The sequence below is a fragment of the Prevotella sp. LCP21S3_D2 genome (assembly GCF_052118345.1).
GTDB lineage: Bacteria > Bacteroidota > Bacteroidia > Bacteroidales > Bacteroidaceae > Prevotella.
Window position 1 is genome coordinate 55,984 of the sequence record NZ_JBQKHJ010000005.1, and the last position, 16,683, is coordinate 72,666.

Genomic DNA, 16,683 nt, shown 5'->3' on the forward strand with positions numbered 1-16,683 from the left:
GAGGTTACAAGGATTTGAATTAGCAGATAAAAGATACTACAATTTTATTACAGGAATCTCCCCGATGCTTTTAGGGAAAATCATACATCAGATTATGGTTTTCCCCTTGTTGTTTTCAGCTATTCTCCCTATCTTTGCACCATCAAAAAGTTGATAGCGGCACCAAGTAGCCTCTTCTATCAAGAAAACAAAAAGAAATGCAGTAATAACCCTTTAAAGAGAAGATCGTTATGAAAAGAATGATTATGACATTGGTAGCAGTATGGATGATGATTACATCTATGAATGCTCAGAGACTGACAAATATTCAAGCAGAAGCCCGTTTTATCACAGATAAGATGGTGGTGGAACTGGGATTGAGCAGCGCCCAGCGCAACAGCATCCTGAACATCAATCTCAATTATCTCAATGGCATCCGAAGCTATCGCGACATTGATGCCTACGGCTGGCATTACCGCAACAAGCAGCTCAAGCGCATAATGACCGCCAGACAATGGAAGAGATTCAAGAACTCCTACTATTTCTATCGCCCTATCGGCTGGGAGAATCATGTGTATGTTCACCATATTTACACCAAGTATCCTAAGCATAACTGGGGACACGACAAGCGCCGCCCTCGCCCGGAGTGCAGCTACGGAAGACCGGGATGGCCAGGCGGAACCCATGAAACTCACGGACCAGGAAAGCCGGGCAAGCATCACAAGCACGACAAGCATCACAAGCACGACAAGAAGTGGAAGCACGATAGAGATTAGGATGATGATGATAATGACAGGGATGATGACTAAGATTAAAACTGAGATTAAGACAAACATTCGATGATAAAACAGAAGAAATCCAAGCTAGAGATGATTCTCCGGCTTGGATTTCTCGGTAAATAAAAACTAACTATGCTGACTAACTAATCATTAATAACTAATCACTAATCACTAATCATTAATAACTAACAAAACGTCTTCCACAATCTGCTCATCGAGCAGGCGATTATCCGAAAGCAACTCCTTCACATCGTATCTGTCGTAGAGTCCCTTCCTGATACCGCTCACCATCACCTTCATTTCAGAAGTGCCATAGTAAGAGGCGATACGCTCTCCGAATCCGCCATCCTTCGAGCCATCCTCCAGGGTTACCACCAACTGATGGTTTGCCTTCAGGCTATCCAGTGTCTCGGCATCCACCTCGTTCAGATAACGTGGATTGATGAGCGTAGCATCGATGCCCTTATCAGCCAACAGGCGGACTACATTCTCGCCCTTCTGATAGAACGAACCGGCGGCGATGACTGCCACCTTCTCGCCCTGGTGCATCACCTTGTACTTTGCCTCGTAACCATATTCAGCATCAACGGCTTCGGACGTATGAACCACGCCATTGCTTGGCACGCGGATGGCGATAGGTTTCTTATCCTGCAGAATGCTCCAGCGGAGCATGGCGAAATACTCCTCGCAGGTGGTTGGAGCCAGATAGATGAGTCCCGGAATGCTGCAGAGCATCGGAATATCGAAAAGGCAGATGTGGGTGATGTCGTTCATCGAGTTCACTCCGCCTCCTACCACGTTGATTACGGCTGGGTTGGAATTGATGCAGAGGTCTTGCGCTATCTGGTCGTAGGTACGTTGGATGAAGGTGCTGTAAACGGTCCAGACAGGATGCAATCCGCCCTTCGCCATTCCCGAAATCATGGCCACTGCCTGCTCTTCGGCGATTCCCATATCGATGTGCTGCTTGCCAGCCAGTTGGCGCTTATCGGCAGTAAAGCCACCGGCGGTAGGAGTACCGGCGGTTACAGCGATGAGGGTCTTATCCTGCTTCATCTCGCTGAGCATCCAGTCAGAGAATAAAGTGCCGTAATCCTCTGTTGGAGCAACCTCCGGAAGGGTTCCATCGGCATTCCTTCTTGGTCGCGAACCGTCTTCCAGATTGAAAGGCATTCCCCAATGCCAAGCCTCCTTGTTGGCTACAGCTGGCGCAAATCCATGACCTTTCTCTGTGTGAATGTGAACCACGGTAGGCTTATCCGTATCCTTCACACTCTCGAAAACCTGGATGAGTTTTTCGATGTCGTTACCCTCTTCCAGATACTTGTATTCAAAGCCCCACGCCTTGAACCAGTTGTGCTCGCAGGTGCCGTTGCTCTGGCGCAGGGCACGCAAGTTCTTGTAGATTCCGCCATGATTTTCGGCGATAGACATTTCGTTGTCGTTCACCACGATGATGATGCCCGTACCGAGTTCCGAAGCCTCGTCCAGTCCCTCGAAAGCCTCGCCGCCCGAAAGGGATCCGTCGCCGATAATGGCGATGATGTTCTCATCGGTACCCTTGATGTCGCGCGCCTTCTGCAAACCGGTGGCAAGACTCACGGAAGTGGAAGTATGCCCCACCTCGAAGTTATCATACTCCGGACATTCGGCAGGAGAAGAATAGCCCGAAATGGCATTCATGTCATCCACATCGCCGAGGAATCCCGCAGCTCGTCCGGTGAGCACCTTATGCGGATAACATTGGTGGCTTACGTCAAACACGAGCTTATCCTTTGGCGCATTAAAAACGTAGTGAAGCGCCACGGTAGCCTCCACGAATCCCAGGTTCGGTCCCACATGACCGCCATGCTTGCTCACACGGTTCAGCACAGCCTGTCTGGTTTCATCAGCCACCACCAGCAGTTCCTTCAAATCCAGCTTCTTCAAGTCGGCTGGCGACTTTATTTTCTCTATATACATTTTCTTATAGTTTTAATTATGATTTCTGGTTGCAAAGATACGAAGAATCCTGGAAACACGCATTACCCCAACTACAGAAAAAATGAAAGATTCTCCCTATTCCTTCAAATGCTTCTACTTTTTCATCCCCCAGCCCCATTTTTTCCTTCCAAATCGCTTTCATTTCAAAAACTTTTCGTAACTTTGCCACAAAGAATAAAAATGCAAAGACTATGGCAGAAAGAATTTATCCTGTGGGAATACAGACATTCAGCGATATCATCAATAGAGGATGCGTGTACGTGGATAAAACAGACTTGATATACAAGTTGACCAAGAAGTACAAGTATGTATTTCTCTGTCGTCCCCGTCGGTTCGGAAAATCCTTGCTGAGCACAACCCTCCATTCCTATTTCGCTGGCGAGAAAGACCTGTTCAAGGGGCTTGCCATCGAAGGTTTGGAAAAGGACTGGACAGAATACCCTGTCCTGCACTTCGACATGTCCACATTCAAGAATTGCAATCTCAAAGATTTGCAATCCAAATTCAATTACAAACTTTCCGAATATGAAAGTATCTGGGGAAAGAATCCTGAAAGTGAAACTCCGGGAGACAGATTCAAGAACCTGATTATTTCGGCAAAAGAGCAAACAGGCAAGCCGGTCATCATTATCATAGACGAATATGATGCGCCGCTTCTTGATGTGCTCCATAATGAGGACAGGCTAGCTGAAATCAGAACCGTCATACAGGAATTTTATGCCCCAATCAAGGCTAATGATGAATACATCAGATTCACCTTCATCACGGGAATCACCAAGTTCTCGCAGCTCAGCATCTTCAGCGCTATCAACAACCTGAGCAATATCTCCATGGACCCAGAGTTTGCTGCCATCTGCGGCATTACCAAGGAGGAGCTCACCACCACCCTGAGTCAGGACATCGAACTGATGGCGGAGCACAATGGGGTGAGCAAGGAAGAGATGGCACGGATGCTTCAGGAGAATTACGACGGCTATCATTTCACAAGAAACAGCCCAGACATCTTCAATCCGTTCAGTCTGATGCGAGCCTTGGCGTCGGGCGAGATAGAGGACTACTGGTTTGCATCGGGCACTTCTACCTATCTCATCAATCAGATGCAGAAATTCAAGACTAACGTGACGGAGCTGGATAATGTCTTCGCCTTCTCGTCTTCCTTCGACCGTCCTACGGAGAAGATGACGGATGCCCTGCCATTGCTCTATCAGGGCGGCTACCTTACCATCAAGGACTACGACCCTCTCACCAAAGGCTACTTTCTCGGCATTCCCAACAAGGAAGTAAGGGCCGGACTGATGGAAAACCTGCTGCCGCTCTACACGAATCTGAGCGACGGCACATCGCTGGGGTTTGCGGCAAGATTCTATCAGGCATTGGTGTATGGAAACATCGACAAGGCGATGACGCTGATGAAATCCTACTTCGCTTCCATTCCTTATCCAGAAGGCGGGAAAGATGTATTGGCAGACATGCAGAAAAACGAGTATTATTATGAAACCGTATTCTACATCATGCTTTCGATGATGAACATAGCCGTTCTCACGCAGGTGAAGAGTTGCAGGGGCAGGGCCGATGCCGTGATGTTCTCGCCCCACACCATCTTCGTCTTCGAGATAAAGATCAACAAGCCTGCTAAGGAAGCCCTCGCCCAGATAGACGAAAAAGGCTACATGGTTCCTTTCGAGGCTGATGAAAGAAAGCTCGTAAAGATTGGCATCAGCTTCAGCACAGAGACAAGGACTATTGAGGATTGGGAATACAGGATTCTGGATAAAACTTCAACAAAACCAACACTTAAGAAAGCGTATTCTGTCGAAGAAAAAAGAAAAGAACACGGAAACGCCTATCTCCCTTGGGAAAAAGAAGCAGATGATATTCTGATAAAATTTTATAATGAAGGAAAAAAGATAAAGGAAATAGCAGAAATCATGGAGCGTTCGAGAGGAGCGATTTACTCTAGACTTAAAAAGCTAGGAATTATAAATTAATAAGAAGACTCTGAATCAGCATTTCTTATGGCTAATTCAGAGCCTTCTTCTTTTTACTTTCTCCCTATTCCTTCACATCCAGCATTTCAGGATGCTCCATCCGCTCCTTTTTCTTGAGCTTCTTCACTACTTCGGAATAACTGTGGCGAATCAGGGACTGGATGAAATCATCTTCCAGCGTACCATAAAGGTTTACCTGATTCCAGTATTTCTTATTCCAATGCCATGCGCCTTCTATTTCGGGATGCACTTCCCGGAGTTCGAGGGCGTAATCGGCATTACATTTCATCGTAACCCACTCGGGGCGCTCCAGGTCAACACAGGCAAAGATCTTGCCCAAAATGCGAAACACCAAGGTTCGCTCATCAAAAGGAAAAGCCTCGGTTACGAGGGGAAGCGAGAGGCAATACTCTCTAACAGATTCTATATTCATTATTTCTTCACACTAAATTAATTCTACATTTCTTCTCATTTAGTTCTACTTGCCGAGATTCAGCTTATTCTATAAAACTTGTGAAATCCAGCTTATCCTATAAAACTTGCCGAGACCCAGCTTATCCTATAAAAATTGCTGAGATCCAGCTTATCCTATAAAAATTGCTGAGATCCAGCTTATCCTATAAATAGTGCAAAGATAACGAATTATGATGAAACAGCAAGCCTTATTCCATAAAAAACAAATCTTATCCGAAAAAATTCCGTTATATTAAAATCCTTCTCTTTCCTTATCCGTAATTTTGCAACATCATCCGCAAGATTCCTGCGCAGTAACATTCGCAAGAACTTTGTGACATATTGCATTAAAATAAAAAAGAAGATTATGAAACATGAATTGATCATAAGCAGCTTGCTCGTCCTGGGAAATCCGATGATGACAAACGCTCAACAGACAAAGACCACTACAGCAGAGAGTATTTCTACAGCAAAGAATATTTCTACTGAGAGTATTTCTACAGCAAAGAATATTTCTACTGAGAGCATTTCTACAGCAAAAAATATTTCTACTGCAAAGAATAATTCTACTGATAGCATCCAGGCGATGAAGGAAAAGCTGCGCCAGGACAGCATCCAATGGGAGAAACAGCTCGCAGCCGTAACCATCAAGGGAACCCGCTCGCAATTCCGCCAGAAGAACGGCGGAATCGTGGCTCGCATCTCGGGAACTTCTCTCGAGAAGGAGCCAACAGCTACGGAAGTGCTTGCCAAACTTCCCGGAATGTTCAAAAACAAGGATGGCAAACCGCAGGCATTTATCGGCGGCTCACCCGAAATCTACATCAACGACAGAAAGGTGCAGGATTACAGCGTGGTAGAAAACCTGCCCGTTACACAGATAAAAGAGGTGAAGGTGATTCATCATCCCGGAGCCGAATACGGCAACAACGTGGGCTGCGTGCTGCTCATCACCACCAAGAAGAACCTGCAAGGACTCGCCATCGTGGAGAACTCCGGCTTCCTCTTCGACTCCTTCGTGAGCAACAACCATGACCTCGACCTTACCTACACCCACGGCAAGATGACGTACTACGGCAAGTTGGGCTACGCCAACTGGCAGGGAATATGGAAAGAACAGGACATCGCCACAAATTACGTAAGCGGCAGCCAGGCTGGCGATAACGCCACCACCTACATTGCTTCCGCCACCCTCGACTGCAAGCACAGCTACTACGACCGCTTCTACTGGAGTGCCGGAGCCGACCTCGCCCTGACAGAAAAGCAAACCATCGGAGTAAAATACGACGGCTACAACATCCATCAGCCGATGCCTTTCAAGATGACGAGCTATGCGATGACCAACGATCACGTAGATGACAACGTAACGGGCAACAACAAGTTTCTCTATTACGACTGGCAGCACCACGTGAACGCCTTCTACCAGGGCAAATACGGAGAGAAATGGAAGCTGAACTTCTTCGGCGATTTCGTGAAGCTGCACACGGAGCAGGCTCAATTCGTGGATGAGATCTCAGAGAAAGAAGCAGCCAAAGGAAAAGGAGCAGCCACCTCCCCAAGCGCCCTCTTAGCCCCAAGCAGCTCCCCTTCTGTCCCCCTCCTTGCCTCCGTTCCAAGCGATTCCATCGCTTGGTCCCTCGATTCAAGTTCCCCCCTGCAGGAAGCCAGAAACAAGTTCACACTCCTGCCGCAAAGCGATGGAACCATCTGGGGAGCAAAGGCCCGCGCCAACTACACCATCAACGACAAGCAAACCTGGATGATGGGCGCCGAGTACAACTACGTGAAGAGCGAATCGCGCACCGATTACACCCCTGCCGATAAGGGAACCTCCACCCACAGCATCACCAAGGAAAATCATGCTGCCGTCTTCGCCGAGTATTCACTCGATTTCAAGCCCTTCTCATTAAGAGTAGGATTGAGATACGAGCACGTGGACAGCCGCCTGGATTATCTGAAAGATGAAACTACCTCCACCGAGCCGCTTCATCGCAAATACGACAACCTCTACCCTTCCCTCCTGCTCTCTCATCAGTCAGGCAGATTCTCCCAGTCCCTGAGCTACCGCTCTTCCGAAATCCGACCATCCTTCCAGGAGCTGAACACGGGCACGGTTTACGCGAACCGCTACATGTGGCAGATAGGAAACAGCCAGCTGGAGCCATCCCAGCGCCACGAGTTCCAATACCAGGCAAGCTACGGCGACCTCTTCGTCCAGGCAAGCTACACCTACGTGAAGGATTACATCACCAGCATCATCGAACCCGATTCAGATGACCCGCAAACGGGCTACATCACCTGGACCAACATCGACCATTGCTGGAACTGGGGCAGCTTCCTCGGCTACCGCCACCGCTGGGGCTTCTACGAGCCACAGCTACAGGCTGGCATCCAGCAGGGCTTCATCAAGGCCGTCAGCATGGGCAAGGAGAAAAGCTTCCACGACCCCTACTACATCTTCAGCCTCTACAACGGCTTCCATCTTCCAAAGGGCTGGTACATGAACCTCGCGTTCTCCTACCGAAGCAGCGGCACCTACGATTTCCTCACCCTCTGCAGCGTGCACAACTTCGACTTCCAGCTCTACAAGAGTTTCCTGAAAGACCGTCTCTCGCTAAGCCTGAACGTGAACGACATCTTCAACACCAAGCGCCAAAAGACCGACGGTACCTACGGCAACGTACGGTTCCAGCAGCAGAAGTGGGTAGACACCCGAAGCGTCCAGCTCCGCCTCACCTATCGCTTCAACCAGGCCAAGAAGCAATACCGTGGCGAGAACTCTGCCCAGGAAGCCGTGGGACGAATGGGAGGAAAATAGAAAAACTTTCTCGGTTTCTCCAGAAGAACTCCTCTTTGTAGAAGAACTTTCTCGGTTTAAATATAGAAAAAACGAAGTCTCTGTTAAGCAGAATCTCTATGATTTTGCCCCAGCAGAGACTTTTTCTCGAAAAAAGAGGTATAAAATTGGAGATAAACTTGTATATTTACTTAGAATATCGTACATTTGCAACGAATTTCTTGCTTAATTGCAATTTCGCAGCATAAAAACAACTAAAAGTAAAGCTAATGATCGACTGTCAGATAATAAGAGATGGAAAGATAGAAGGGGAAGTAAGGACAAACGGCCTTACCTTCATCGACAACCATGGGATGGAACGGAGCAACCACATCGAATCGAATGCAATGGAAGTTTCGCTCAAGGAGTGGCATTACCGGAAGTTTGGCATTATGAACCAACACTATTTTGGCAAGGCGAACAACACCAAGTTTATCGCGCAGCACGAGGTCAGACCAGCCCTGCTCTTCTCCATGCCAACCTTTGGCGGCAGCATGAAAGAAGTATACGGCGGTCGTGGTAAAAAAAAGGAAATGATGTGGAAAACAGGCGAGGCAAGCCTCTGTTTTCTAAGCGGCGAAGGTGGTGCCAACACTCACCTGAACCAGGGCACCCAATTCGAAATCTTAAACGTGGTCATCCCACAGCAATTCATAGAAGAGCTTATCGAGCACGACGCGGAGGCTTTTGAGCAGCTCTCCCCTCTAACCAGCCCTACCTTCGACACCCAGACCATCATCAAGTACAACCAGCCCGCCATAGCAGCAGTCATCAAGGCGGCACGAGACATCCAGCGTTCCCGCCTGTTAGGCAACCAAGCCTCCAAATACCTGGAATCGAAGATTATCGACTGCCTCTCGGGATTTCTCCTGCCCGCCAGTCTCTTGCCAGGCAGCCAAACCTTCAGTCTCAGCATCCGTGACAAGATACACGATGCCCAAAGCATCATCCTCACCCACTATCAGGAAATGCCTTCGCTCCACGAGTTGGCGGCAATGGTGGGCACCAACGAATGCACCCTGAAGAAAGCCTTCAAGCAGGAGTTTGGCACCACGGTATTCCAGTATCTCTTCGATTTCCGCATGGATTTAGCGGTTCATTATCTCCTCGACACAAGTCTGCCGATTGCCGACATCGGTATCAAATTGGGCTACGATTACCAGAGCCATTTCTGCACGGCATTCAAGCGGAAACATGGGGTGAGCCCGATGGAATTCAGATTAAGACGTGGAGTTATTGCAAGAACCTGATGATTACTTGTAATAACTCCAGAAATCCTGCAGCCTCGCCGCCATCCATCTGAACATGATGAAACTGGAAGGAGATGGGGAGCGTGGTTCTGAAGAAACCACGATTATAACTTCCCCACATCAGCATGGGGTTGCAGAATAAATCCGTGTATTGATTCACGATACAATCAAGCTCCGTTCCTATCATCGCCGACGTTCCCACCACCATCGCATCCTCTAAAGAAGATGATTTGCATTCAGCAGCAGCCTCAGAAGTCAGACGAAGATAATCTTCATTAAACTTCTGAATATCATCAGAATAAGGAATGTCGCAGGAATTGATTCCTCCCTTCTTATTTCCCACGATTACGTTAATGGCGATAGAATCGTATTGCATCAATCGCCAGGATGAACCAGATTCTTTTTCTTGGGATTTTTCCTCATCAGGAATTCCTTTAGAAGATTCTTTTTCCGGAAGAAGATAAAACTCCTTGGTTCTCGATGCAGCACAGCCTATCGCCCAGCACAAGATCATATTGAATTTCCACCCCCTCTTCCTGCTTATCTTCATAATTCGGGAAACATCGAATGTCTTGGTCAGGGTTACCATCGGCATCGGCGACGAAATCCATAATTCGAATGCCGCCGCCCTGGAAGTTTCTCTTGCATTTATCTCTTTCTTCATAACATTCTTCTTCTCATCAACTTTATTTCAAATCATACTTTATCCTCATTTCCTTTTGCTCGGCCTCAGGAAGGCTCTTCATAAAAGCCTTCCAGCCGGGGCAGAAGCGAGTGTGCCAATGCCAGAAACGAGAAACAAGCGAACGAGGATTCGCCTCATACTTACGCCGCATACAACAATCTGCGCAAGGAATATTCTTTTTCTTCATATTTTTTACTCTATCGGAATCCAAATTTCTGTTAGCAATTCTTCCGGAGCCGTTGTCTCCGGGTCGTTCAGGTAACGCTCAAACATCTGACAATGCTCCAACACTCCGCTTCCCAACTTCACCTTCTCGCCAGATGCAGGAAGGAGTTCGCCATAAACCTTGGCGTTAACTTCTGCCAGATTCTCATACGGTCCCTGATAACGATAAACCAGGAAGCGACCGCCATAAATCGTAATAATGTTCACACCTTCCTCAGGCTGAAGCTGCTCTACGATAGGAGCTGCGATACAAACATCCGTGCGACAGGCTTCAGCAGGAGTCGTTGCCGGATTGTCGTGATAGATGTTGATGTATTCTGCATCCGGACAATCATAATCAAGATGATGCTTCTGACAATAAGCACCCAACTTGTTCCAAGCCTCCATATAATTGACAGATTTATAATCACCCAAAAGGCGAACACTAATCGCCTTTACATCCTTTCTACTCTGAATTCTTTCTGTAATTTCCATTTCCTAATGATTTTAATGTTATCTTAATATTTTATAGGCAGCAAGACTTACCAGCATCGCCACCTTAACAATTACTACTCCTATAATCATACACATTTTCTTCTATTTTATATTATAAGTTTTTTACATCTCATTTCATGTAATGAGACTGCAAAGATAAGCTATTTTTAGAGAGGAGATTTTAATTTAAGGGAATAAAAAATAACAGAACCTACTTGCAAAACCTGAATAGACTATCTAGAAACAAATTCTTTTCATTGTGTATCTTTTTCAATAAAATGTTTGGTAGTTACAATTATTTATTGTAGATTTGCAGCAGATTTTTTTAAGAAGGAGTGCTTATGCAGAAGAAAAAGGATAAAAACCTGATGAAAACGGATGTAAAACCGATGAAGCAAGGACTGCTATCCCGGATTTTCCATCTCTATTACGATGGTTTCAGGACGATGACCCTGGGCAGGACGCTCTGGACCATCATCCTCATCAAGCTTGCCATCATCTTCCTGGTGCTCAAGCTCTTTTTCTTTCCGAATTATATTAACAGTAATGCAAAGAATGGAGATAAGGCGGGCTTCGTATCCAAGGAAATTCTGAACAGATAAGACTCAGAATCCCCGCAACCTTCACATCGAAAGAAATACAAAAACATTATATAATAACAATTCTAAAACCGTTCAACTATGATGACAAATCTATTGTTAGACATTACATCAGCCACCATCGACTGGTCGAGGGCGCAATTCGCACTCACGGCCATCTACCATTGGCTGTTCGTGCCGCTCACCCTGGGACTGGCAGTAATCATGGGCATCGCCGAAACATGCTACTACCGCACCAACAAACCGTTCTGGAAGCACGTAACCCGTTTCTGGCAAAAACTCTTTGGCGTCAACTTCGCCATGGGTGTTGCCACGGGAATCATCCTGGAGTTTGAATTCGGCACCAACTGGAGCAACTACTCCTGGTTCGTGGGCGACGTATTCGGCGCTCCCCTAGCCATCGAAGGCATCCTGGCATTCTTCATGGAGAGCACCTTCGTGGCCGTGATGTTCTTCGGCTGGGATAAGGTGAGCCGGGGCTTCCACCTTGCCTCTACCTGGCTCACGGGACTTGGAGCCACCATTTCTGCCTGGTGGATTCTCGTAGCCAACGCCTGGATGCAATATCCTGTAGGTCAGGAATTTAATCCCGACACCATGCGCTTCGAGATGACCTCGTTTATGGATGTGGCACTCTCGCCATTCGCCATCAACAAGTTCACCCATACCGTCACCTCCTCCTGGATCATCGGCGCCACCTTCGTAGTAGCCGTAAGCTGCTGGTATCTCCTGAAGAAAAGAGAAACCCAACTTGCCAAGGCGAGCATCAAGATGGGTGCCGGAGTAGGACTCATCGCTACCCTGCTGGCTGCGATGACCGGCGACAACTCCGCCTATCGGGTGGCACAGGTGCAGCCGATGAAACTGGCTGCGATGGAAGCCTTATATAATGGCGGAAACGGCGAAAGCCTTACGGCGATAGCAGCCGTTCACCCATTCCAGCAGCCCGATTACGAAAACGAGCAGGAGCCAGCCATGCGCATCGCCATCCCCAACATGCTCTCGTTCTTAGCCACCCGCACAGCCGATGGCTACGTGCCAGGCGTAAACGATATTCTCAAGGGTTACACCCACGAGGATGGCACCCGGGAGCCATCCGTGCAGGAAAAGATAGCCCGGGGCAAGAAGGCGATTGTTGCCCTGAAAACCTATCGCGAAACCAAGGCGCAAGACCAGCTCCCTATCCTCAGGGAGAACATGAAATACTTCGGATATGGTTACATCAAGGACGCCAGGGAACTGGTGCCGAGCATCCCGATCTGCTTCTACGCCTTCCGCCTGATGGTGGGAGTAGGCTGCCTGCTCATCCTCTTCTTCGCCCTCAGCCTCTTCTTGGTTTATAAGAAGGAAATCGCCCAATACCGATGGTTCCTCATTTCCGCCATCATCATGATTCCGCTGGCTTACATCGCCTCAGAATCGGGCTGGATAGTAGCAGAAATCGGTCGCCAGCCTTGGACCATCCAAGACCTGCTGCCAGTAAGTGCCGCCATCTCCGACATCGAGGCAGGCAGCGTGGCCACCACCTTCTTCATCTTCCTGGCACTCTTCACCACCATGCTTGCCGTAGAAATCAGCATCCTGGTGAAGCAGATCAAGAAAGGACCGGAATACGATTAATCTCTCTGATAATCAATGGTTTTTCAGAAAGATTTCGAAAAGAATCATAGGATAGTTTTTCAGTAAACAACAAAACCCGAAAGTATTATGACATACGAATTTTTGCAATCATACTGGTGGTTCCTCGTATCATTATTAGGAGCCCTGCTGGTGTTTCTCATGTTTGTACAGGGAGCCAACACCTTGATATTCTGTTTGGGAAAAACGGAAGAGGAGCGTCGCCTCATCATCAACTCTACGGGACGAAAATGGGAGTTCACCTTCACCACGCTCGTCACCTTCGGCGGAGCCTTCTTCGCCTCATTCCCGCTGTTCTACAGCACCAGTTTCGGCGGAGCCTACTGGCTGTGGATGATTATCCTGTTCTCGTTTGTGATTCAAGCCGTGAGCTATGAATTCCAGAACAAGATAGGTAATTTTCTTGGACCGAAGACCTTTCAGATTTGCCTCATTATCAACGGCATCGTAGGTCCGCTGCTTCTTGGCGGCGCCGTAGCCACCTTCTTCAACGGCAGCAATTTCCTGATAGACAAGGGGAATATTACCAACAGTCTGCAACCCGTCATCAGCCGTTGGGCAAACGCCAGTCATGGTCTTGATGCCCTACTCGACCCATGGAATGTGGTGCTGGGACTTGCCGTACTGATGCTAGCCCGCATCCTGGGCATGCTCTACATCAAGAACAACATCGAACACCAGCAGATTCAGGAGCGCTGCACCCGCCAGTTGCCATGGAATGCCCTGCTCTTCCTATTGTTCTTCCTGCCATTCCTCATCAGATTGATGATAAAGGATGGATTCAGCACTTCTTCTTCCAGCATTACGATTGAGAGCATGAAGTATCTTCACAATCTTCTGGAGATGCCAATCTTGATTGTAATATTATTAATAGGTGTAGTACTCGTTCTCTTCGGCATTTTCAAGTCATCGAGGAGCGTGCAGTATAGAAAGGGAATCTGGTTTACGGGCATCGGAACCGTGCTCACCGTGCTGGTTCTGCTGCTGATAGCCGGCTGGAACAATACCGCCTACTATCCGTCGAACATCGACCTTCAGAGTTCGCTCACCCTCGCCAACAGCTGCAGCAGCGAGTTCACGCTCCGCACCATGGCGATAGCCTCCCTCCTCATCCCGTTCGTCCTAGCCTACATCGTCTTCGCCTGGCGCGCCATCGACCGCAAGCGCATCACGCAGGAAGAAATAGAGCAGGGAGAAGCGTATTAAAAAAGGCGAAAAAGTAAGCCTCTTCAAAAGTCCCACAGATTCCACAGATTTACACAGATTCTTTCTTGCCATAATCGAAAGGAAAATTCCCCAAATATCCAAACAAAAAAATCTGCGTAAATCTGTGAAATCTGTGGGACAAAGAAACACAAATCTCCAACAAAAAAATCTGCGTCATCTGCGAAATCTGCGTGCTTTTTATCCAAAGACCGAACAAGTCCAAAATCTGCGTAAATCTGCGAAATCTGTGGGACAAAGAAACACAAATCTCCAACAAAAAAATCTGCGTCATCTGCGAAATCTGCGTGCTTTTTATCCCAAAGACCGAACAAGTATTCAATCTACCCAATCCAGCCTGATGCTAGCTTTGCAATTAGGAAATCTTTCTGATGCCAGAAAATATCTGAAGGCGCTGATAGCCGATGTGCCTTACAGCAACAAGAAGTTAGCCTCGATGGATATGGAGGAGCGTTACCGCCTGATTCTGAGCACGATTTTCAACGCCATCGGTTGCCGCGTGGAAGTAGAAAAGATGATTTCTACGGGCAGAATCGACATGGTGGTAGAGGTAACCCGCTACATCTATGTTATGGAGTTAAAACTTTCCAACAACGGCGGCATTTCAGCAGCCGAAGCTCAGATTAAGGCGAAGCAATACGCAGAACCATTCCAGGCCGACAAGCGCAAAGTGGTAGCCCTGGCCGTGGAACTGGACGAACAGGGCAAGGGACTGATAGATTGGAAGGAAGTGGAATAAAAGGTAGTGGAATAAAAGACATACAGAAAGAAAGGGCAAAAGCATCATACCATATATTGACAAGGTAATGCTTTTGCCCTTTTATCTTTAGCAGATAATGTATTTCAAAATGCCGATGGTAGCAATCTTGGCTTCATTATCTTCCGGAACAACTCCTAAAGCTGCTTCAACTGCTCTTCATTCAATCCTGTAGCCTTCATAATCTGAGGCAAAGTCATACCCATTGCCAATAGGTTACGGGCTATTGTTAAACTTTTAGACAGTTCACCTTCCGCTCTACCCTTTTCCTCGCCTTCAACATAAGAGCCATAAAGGCCGGAGTAGTAATCATCAACAGCCTTAATACTTTCATCGTATTTTTCCTGCTCCTCACTACTCAAGCAACGAACATCAGCCAATTTAGCAAGATGATTGAATATCTTCTTCTGTGCCGTAAAAGGCAATCTTTCCAATACTTCCATATATTTCAATACATAAATCCATTTTTCAAAACCAGTCTCGCATTCTTCCTCACTCTTATCAAAGAAGGGAAGAGAAAGATAGATGAAACGAAGCTTGTCAGAAAACATTGAGTCGCTAGACTTCTCCCTCAAAGCAACGTCTGTCCTAAACTTTGTCACCTCATGCTCCCTTGGCATAAAATTCATGATGCAAACCACATACACCGGCACAAACTGGTATAAAACAGGAGTGCGCTCACCTGCTTCATCAAACCTCTTGCGCTGGGCGACAAAAGCCTTACTAGCATAATAGATGGAACGATTCACAAAGAAAGGTACCCATCTGTTCTGCATCTCAACGATGAAATGCTTGCCATCGTCGGTTACACAATAGATATCAAAGATGCAGCCACGGAGATCATTAGAATCTCCAAGCTGTTCCTTATCCTTGAATGTTACGTCCTTGATTTGAAACTCGCCTTCAAACAAGTCGTTCAAAAAATTAATCAGCAAGTCCTTGCCGAACTCTTGACCGAAGAGACGCTTGAAGCCCCAATCGGTAAAAGGGTTGATGTATCTACCCATAATTAATTATTTTCGATTCTATAAATCTGCTGCGAAGATACGCATTTTTATTGAAACTGCCAAGAAATTATAGGATTTTCTTTCTGAACCCCGACCTTGGCAGATGAATTTATGGTACCGATTTGAAATTACCAATGAGGCTGTGCGCAGCCAGATGTATACCTTATTTCATTATGGCGATAAAAACAGCCTGCCAAAAGATCTGTTTTTTTCTAAAGATTAGAGTTAAAGATCGTGATCAGACGCCAAGTTTATGAAAGTTTTAGTACCTTTGCATATTGACTTCGGTCAACATGTGCAAGAAACGCATGGAAACAATTAAAAAACTTAGCTGATGGCTGTATCAGAAGATAGAAAATTTACGAAAGAACAAGTAAAAAAGACAGCAAACAGGAATGTGATATTGAGATTGATGGTGTTCTTACGGAAGTTAAGACCACCGGAGTTCGTGTACCCAAAAGAGAACAGAAACCACCCTTTCAGCCACCTTAGCCAGTTGCTTCTTGGCAAGAATCATGTCGATGATGGTCTTGATCACCTTCTTCAGCTGCGCCAGTATTCCGTTTCCTCCGCCCGCATCCACCAGCATTAGGGTGCAGGAAGTCTTGAGCAGAAAACAGGTATTATAAATCTGGGAAACCGTAGCATTTCCCGTTCCGAGCATCGTAATTTGATTCATCTTTTCGCTATTTTCGTTATGATTCATATTTTGTTTTATCTCAATCTCCCCCATCAGGAATAGATTTCCTCATCATCAGGAAGATTTTATTCCCTTATTACAGAGAAGATTCACGCCCACAAAACTA

The 16,683-nt window shown here is 46.9% G+C and carries 14 protein-coding genes and 1 pseudogene; 8 read left to right on the forward strand and 7 right to left on the reverse strand.

Going from position 1 to position 16,683, the window contains the following annotated elements; translation table 11 throughout:
- Positions 1-230 precede the first annotated feature (230 nt).
- Positions 231-755 (forward strand): hypothetical protein, encoded by a 525-nt coding sequence (locus tag ACTQ16_RS05345; protein WP_295346215.1) that lies wholly within the window; start codon positions 231-233, stop codon positions 753-755.
- Positions 756-929: 174 nt separating this feature from the next.
- Here ACTQ16_RS05345 and ACTQ16_RS05350 read toward each other — a convergent pair whose 3' ends face one another.
- Positions 930-2,720: a 1-deoxy-D-xylulose-5-phosphate synthase gene (locus ACTQ16_RS05350; protein ID WP_441936499.1), complete on the reverse strand. Its 1,791-nt coding sequence runs from the start codon at positions 2,718-2,720 to the stop codon at positions 930-932.
- Positions 2,721-2,932: 212 nt separating this feature from the next.
- Here ACTQ16_RS05350 and ACTQ16_RS05355 point away from each other — a divergent pair, with 212 nt between their 5' ends.
- Positions 2,933-4,729, forward strand: coding sequence for an AAA family ATPase (locus ACTQ16_RS05355; RefSeq protein WP_441936501.1), 1,797 nt, complete (start codon positions 2,933-2,935; stop codon positions 4,727-4,729).
- 64 nt (positions 4,730-4,793) lie between these two features.
- Here the strand turns inward: ACTQ16_RS05355 and ACTQ16_RS05360 are convergent, their stop codons facing one another.
- Positions 4,794-5,162, reverse strand: coding sequence for an MmcQ/YjbR family DNA-binding protein (locus ACTQ16_RS05360; RefSeq protein ID WP_295346220.1), 369 nt, complete (start codon positions 5,160-5,162; stop codon positions 4,794-4,796).
- Positions 5,163-5,549: 387 nt separating this feature from the next.
- On the opposite strand from ACTQ16_RS05360, the gene ACTQ16_RS05365 reads away from it, so the two are divergent.
- Both ACTQ16_RS05365 and ACTQ16_RS05370 read left to right on the forward strand, forming a co-directional pair.
- Positions 5,550-8,000, forward strand: a complete 2,451-nt coding sequence (locus ACTQ16_RS05365) for an outer membrane beta-barrel protein (RefSeq protein WP_441936503.1) — start codon at positions 5,550-5,552, stop codon at positions 7,998-8,000.
- A 248-nt stretch (positions 8,001-8,248) separates the two neighbouring features.
- The gene (locus ACTQ16_RS05370) at positions 8,249-9,268 is read left to right on the forward strand and encodes a helix-turn-helix domain-containing protein (RefSeq protein ID WP_441936505.1); all 1,020 of its coding nucleotides are present in this window, start codon (positions 8,249-8,251) and stop codon (positions 9,266-9,268) included.
- On the opposite strand, the gene ACTQ16_RS05375 is transcribed toward ACTQ16_RS05370, so the two are convergent.
- The 3 genes from ACTQ16_RS05375 to ACTQ16_RS05385 are packed head-to-tail and all read right to left on the reverse strand — an operon-like array spanning position 9,252 to position 10,652.
- Positions 9,252-9,932: a CatA-like O-acetyltransferase gene (locus tag ACTQ16_RS05375; RefSeq protein ID WP_441936506.1), complete on the reverse strand. Its 681-nt coding sequence runs from the start codon at positions 9,930-9,932 to the stop codon at positions 9,252-9,254. The two genes, ACTQ16_RS05370 and ACTQ16_RS05375, sit on opposite strands and share 17 nt — an antisense overlap.
- A 22-nt stretch (positions 9,933-9,954) precedes the next feature.
- Positions 9,955-10,140 (reverse strand): hypothetical protein, encoded by a 186-nt coding sequence (locus ACTQ16_RS05380; protein ID WP_294972056.1) that lies wholly within the window; start codon positions 10,138-10,140, stop codon positions 9,955-9,957.
- A 5-nt stretch (positions 10,141-10,145) separates the two neighbouring features.
- Positions 10,146-10,652 carry an AraC family transcriptional regulator gene (locus tag ACTQ16_RS05385; RefSeq protein WP_441936507.1) on the reverse strand — a complete coding sequence of 169 codons (507 nt, stop codon included), beginning with the start codon at positions 10,650-10,652 and terminating at the stop codon, positions 10,146-10,148.
- Positions 10,653-10,993: 341 nt separating this feature from the next.
- Here ACTQ16_RS05385 and ACTQ16_RS05390 point away from each other — a divergent pair, with 341 nt between their 5' ends.
- From ACTQ16_RS05390 to ACTQ16_RS05405, 4 genes are all read left to right on the forward strand, one after another.
- A complete protein-coding gene (locus tag ACTQ16_RS05390) occupies positions 10,994-11,254 on the forward strand; it encodes a DUF4492 domain-containing protein (RefSeq protein ID WP_294972062.1) in 261 nt (86 codons plus the stop codon).
- An 81-nt stretch (positions 11,255-11,335) separates the two neighbouring features.
- On the forward strand, positions 11,336-12,871 hold the full coding sequence (locus tag ACTQ16_RS05395; protein ID WP_441936589.1) for a cytochrome ubiquinol oxidase subunit I: 1,536 nt from the start codon (positions 11,336-11,338) through the stop codon (positions 12,869-12,871).
- 87 nt (positions 12,872-12,958) lie between these two features.
- A complete protein-coding gene (cydB, locus tag ACTQ16_RS05400; protein ID WP_441932612.1) occupies positions 12,959-14,095 on the forward strand; it encodes a cytochrome d ubiquinol oxidase subunit II in 1,137 nt (378 codons plus the stop codon).
- 367 nt (positions 14,096-14,462) lie between these two features.
- Positions 14,463-14,852, forward strand: coding sequence for a PD-(D/E)XK nuclease domain-containing protein (locus tag ACTQ16_RS05405; RefSeq protein WP_441936509.1), 390 nt, complete (start codon positions 14,463-14,465; stop codon positions 14,850-14,852).
- 155 nt (positions 14,853-15,007) lie between these two features.
- Here the strand turns inward: ACTQ16_RS05405 and ACTQ16_RS05410 are convergent, their stop codons facing one another.
- Together ACTQ16_RS05410 and ACTQ16_RS05415 are read right to left on the reverse strand one after the other, a co-directional pair.
- The gene (locus tag ACTQ16_RS05410; RefSeq protein WP_441936511.1) at positions 15,008-15,877 is read right to left on the reverse strand and encodes an Rpn family recombination-promoting nuclease/putative transposase; all 870 of its coding nucleotides are present in this window, start codon (positions 15,875-15,877) and stop codon (positions 15,008-15,010) included.
- A 508-nt stretch (positions 15,878-16,385) separates the two neighbouring features.
- A pseudogene (locus ACTQ16_RS05415) lies at positions 16,386-16,556 on the reverse strand (MBL fold metallo-hydrolase); the annotation flags it as partial.
- Positions 16,557-16,683: the final 127 nt, after the last annotated feature.

Bases quoted from the DNA above. Each gene is read 5' to 3' on its own strand.
- cydB (WP_441932612.1), top strand. From the start codon at position 12,959: ATGACATACGAATTTTTGCAATCATACTGGTGGTTCCTCGTATCATTA.
- ACTQ16_RS05410 (WP_441936511.1), bottom strand. From the start codon at position 15,877: ATGGGTAGATACATCAACCCTTTTACCGATTGGGGCTTCAAGCGTCTC.
- ACTQ16_RS05380 (WP_294972056.1), bottom strand. From the start codon at position 10,140: ATGAAGAAAAAGAATATTCCTTGCGCAGATTGTTGTATGCGGCGTAAG.
- ACTQ16_RS05385 (WP_441936507.1), bottom strand. From the start codon at position 10,652: ATGGAAATTACAGAAAGAATTCAGAGTAGAAAGGATGTAAAGGCGATT.
- ACTQ16_RS05360 (WP_295346220.1), bottom strand. From the start codon at position 5,162: ATGAATATAGAATCTGTTAGAGAGTATTGCCTCTCGCTTCCCCTCGTA.
- ACTQ16_RS05355 (WP_441936501.1), top strand. From the start codon at position 2,933: ATGGCAGAAAGAATTTATCCTGTGGGAATACAGACATTCAGCGATATC.
- ACTQ16_RS05365 (WP_441936503.1), top strand. From the start codon at position 5,550: ATGAAACATGAATTGATCATAAGCAGCTTGCTCGTCCTGGGAAATCCG.
- ACTQ16_RS05390 (WP_294972062.1), top strand. From the start codon at position 10,994: ATGCAGAAGAAAAAGGATAAAAACCTGATGAAAACGGATGTAAAACCG.
- ACTQ16_RS05350 (WP_441936499.1), bottom strand. From the start codon at position 2,720: ATGTATATAGAGAAAATAAAGTCGCCAGCCGACTTGAAGAAGCTGGAT.
- ACTQ16_RS05375 (WP_441936506.1), bottom strand. From the start codon at position 9,932: ATGAAGAAAGAGATAAATGCAAGAGAAACTTCCAGGGCGGCGGCATTC.
- ACTQ16_RS05345 (WP_295346215.1), top strand. From the start codon at position 231: ATGAAAAGAATGATTATGACATTGGTAGCAGTATGGATGATGATTACA.
- ACTQ16_RS05395 (WP_441936589.1), top strand. From the start codon at position 11,336: ATGACAAATCTATTGTTAGACATTACATCAGCCACCATCGACTGGTCG.
- ACTQ16_RS05370 (WP_441936505.1), top strand. From the start codon at position 8,249: ATGATCGACTGTCAGATAATAAGAGATGGAAAGATAGAAGGGGAAGTA.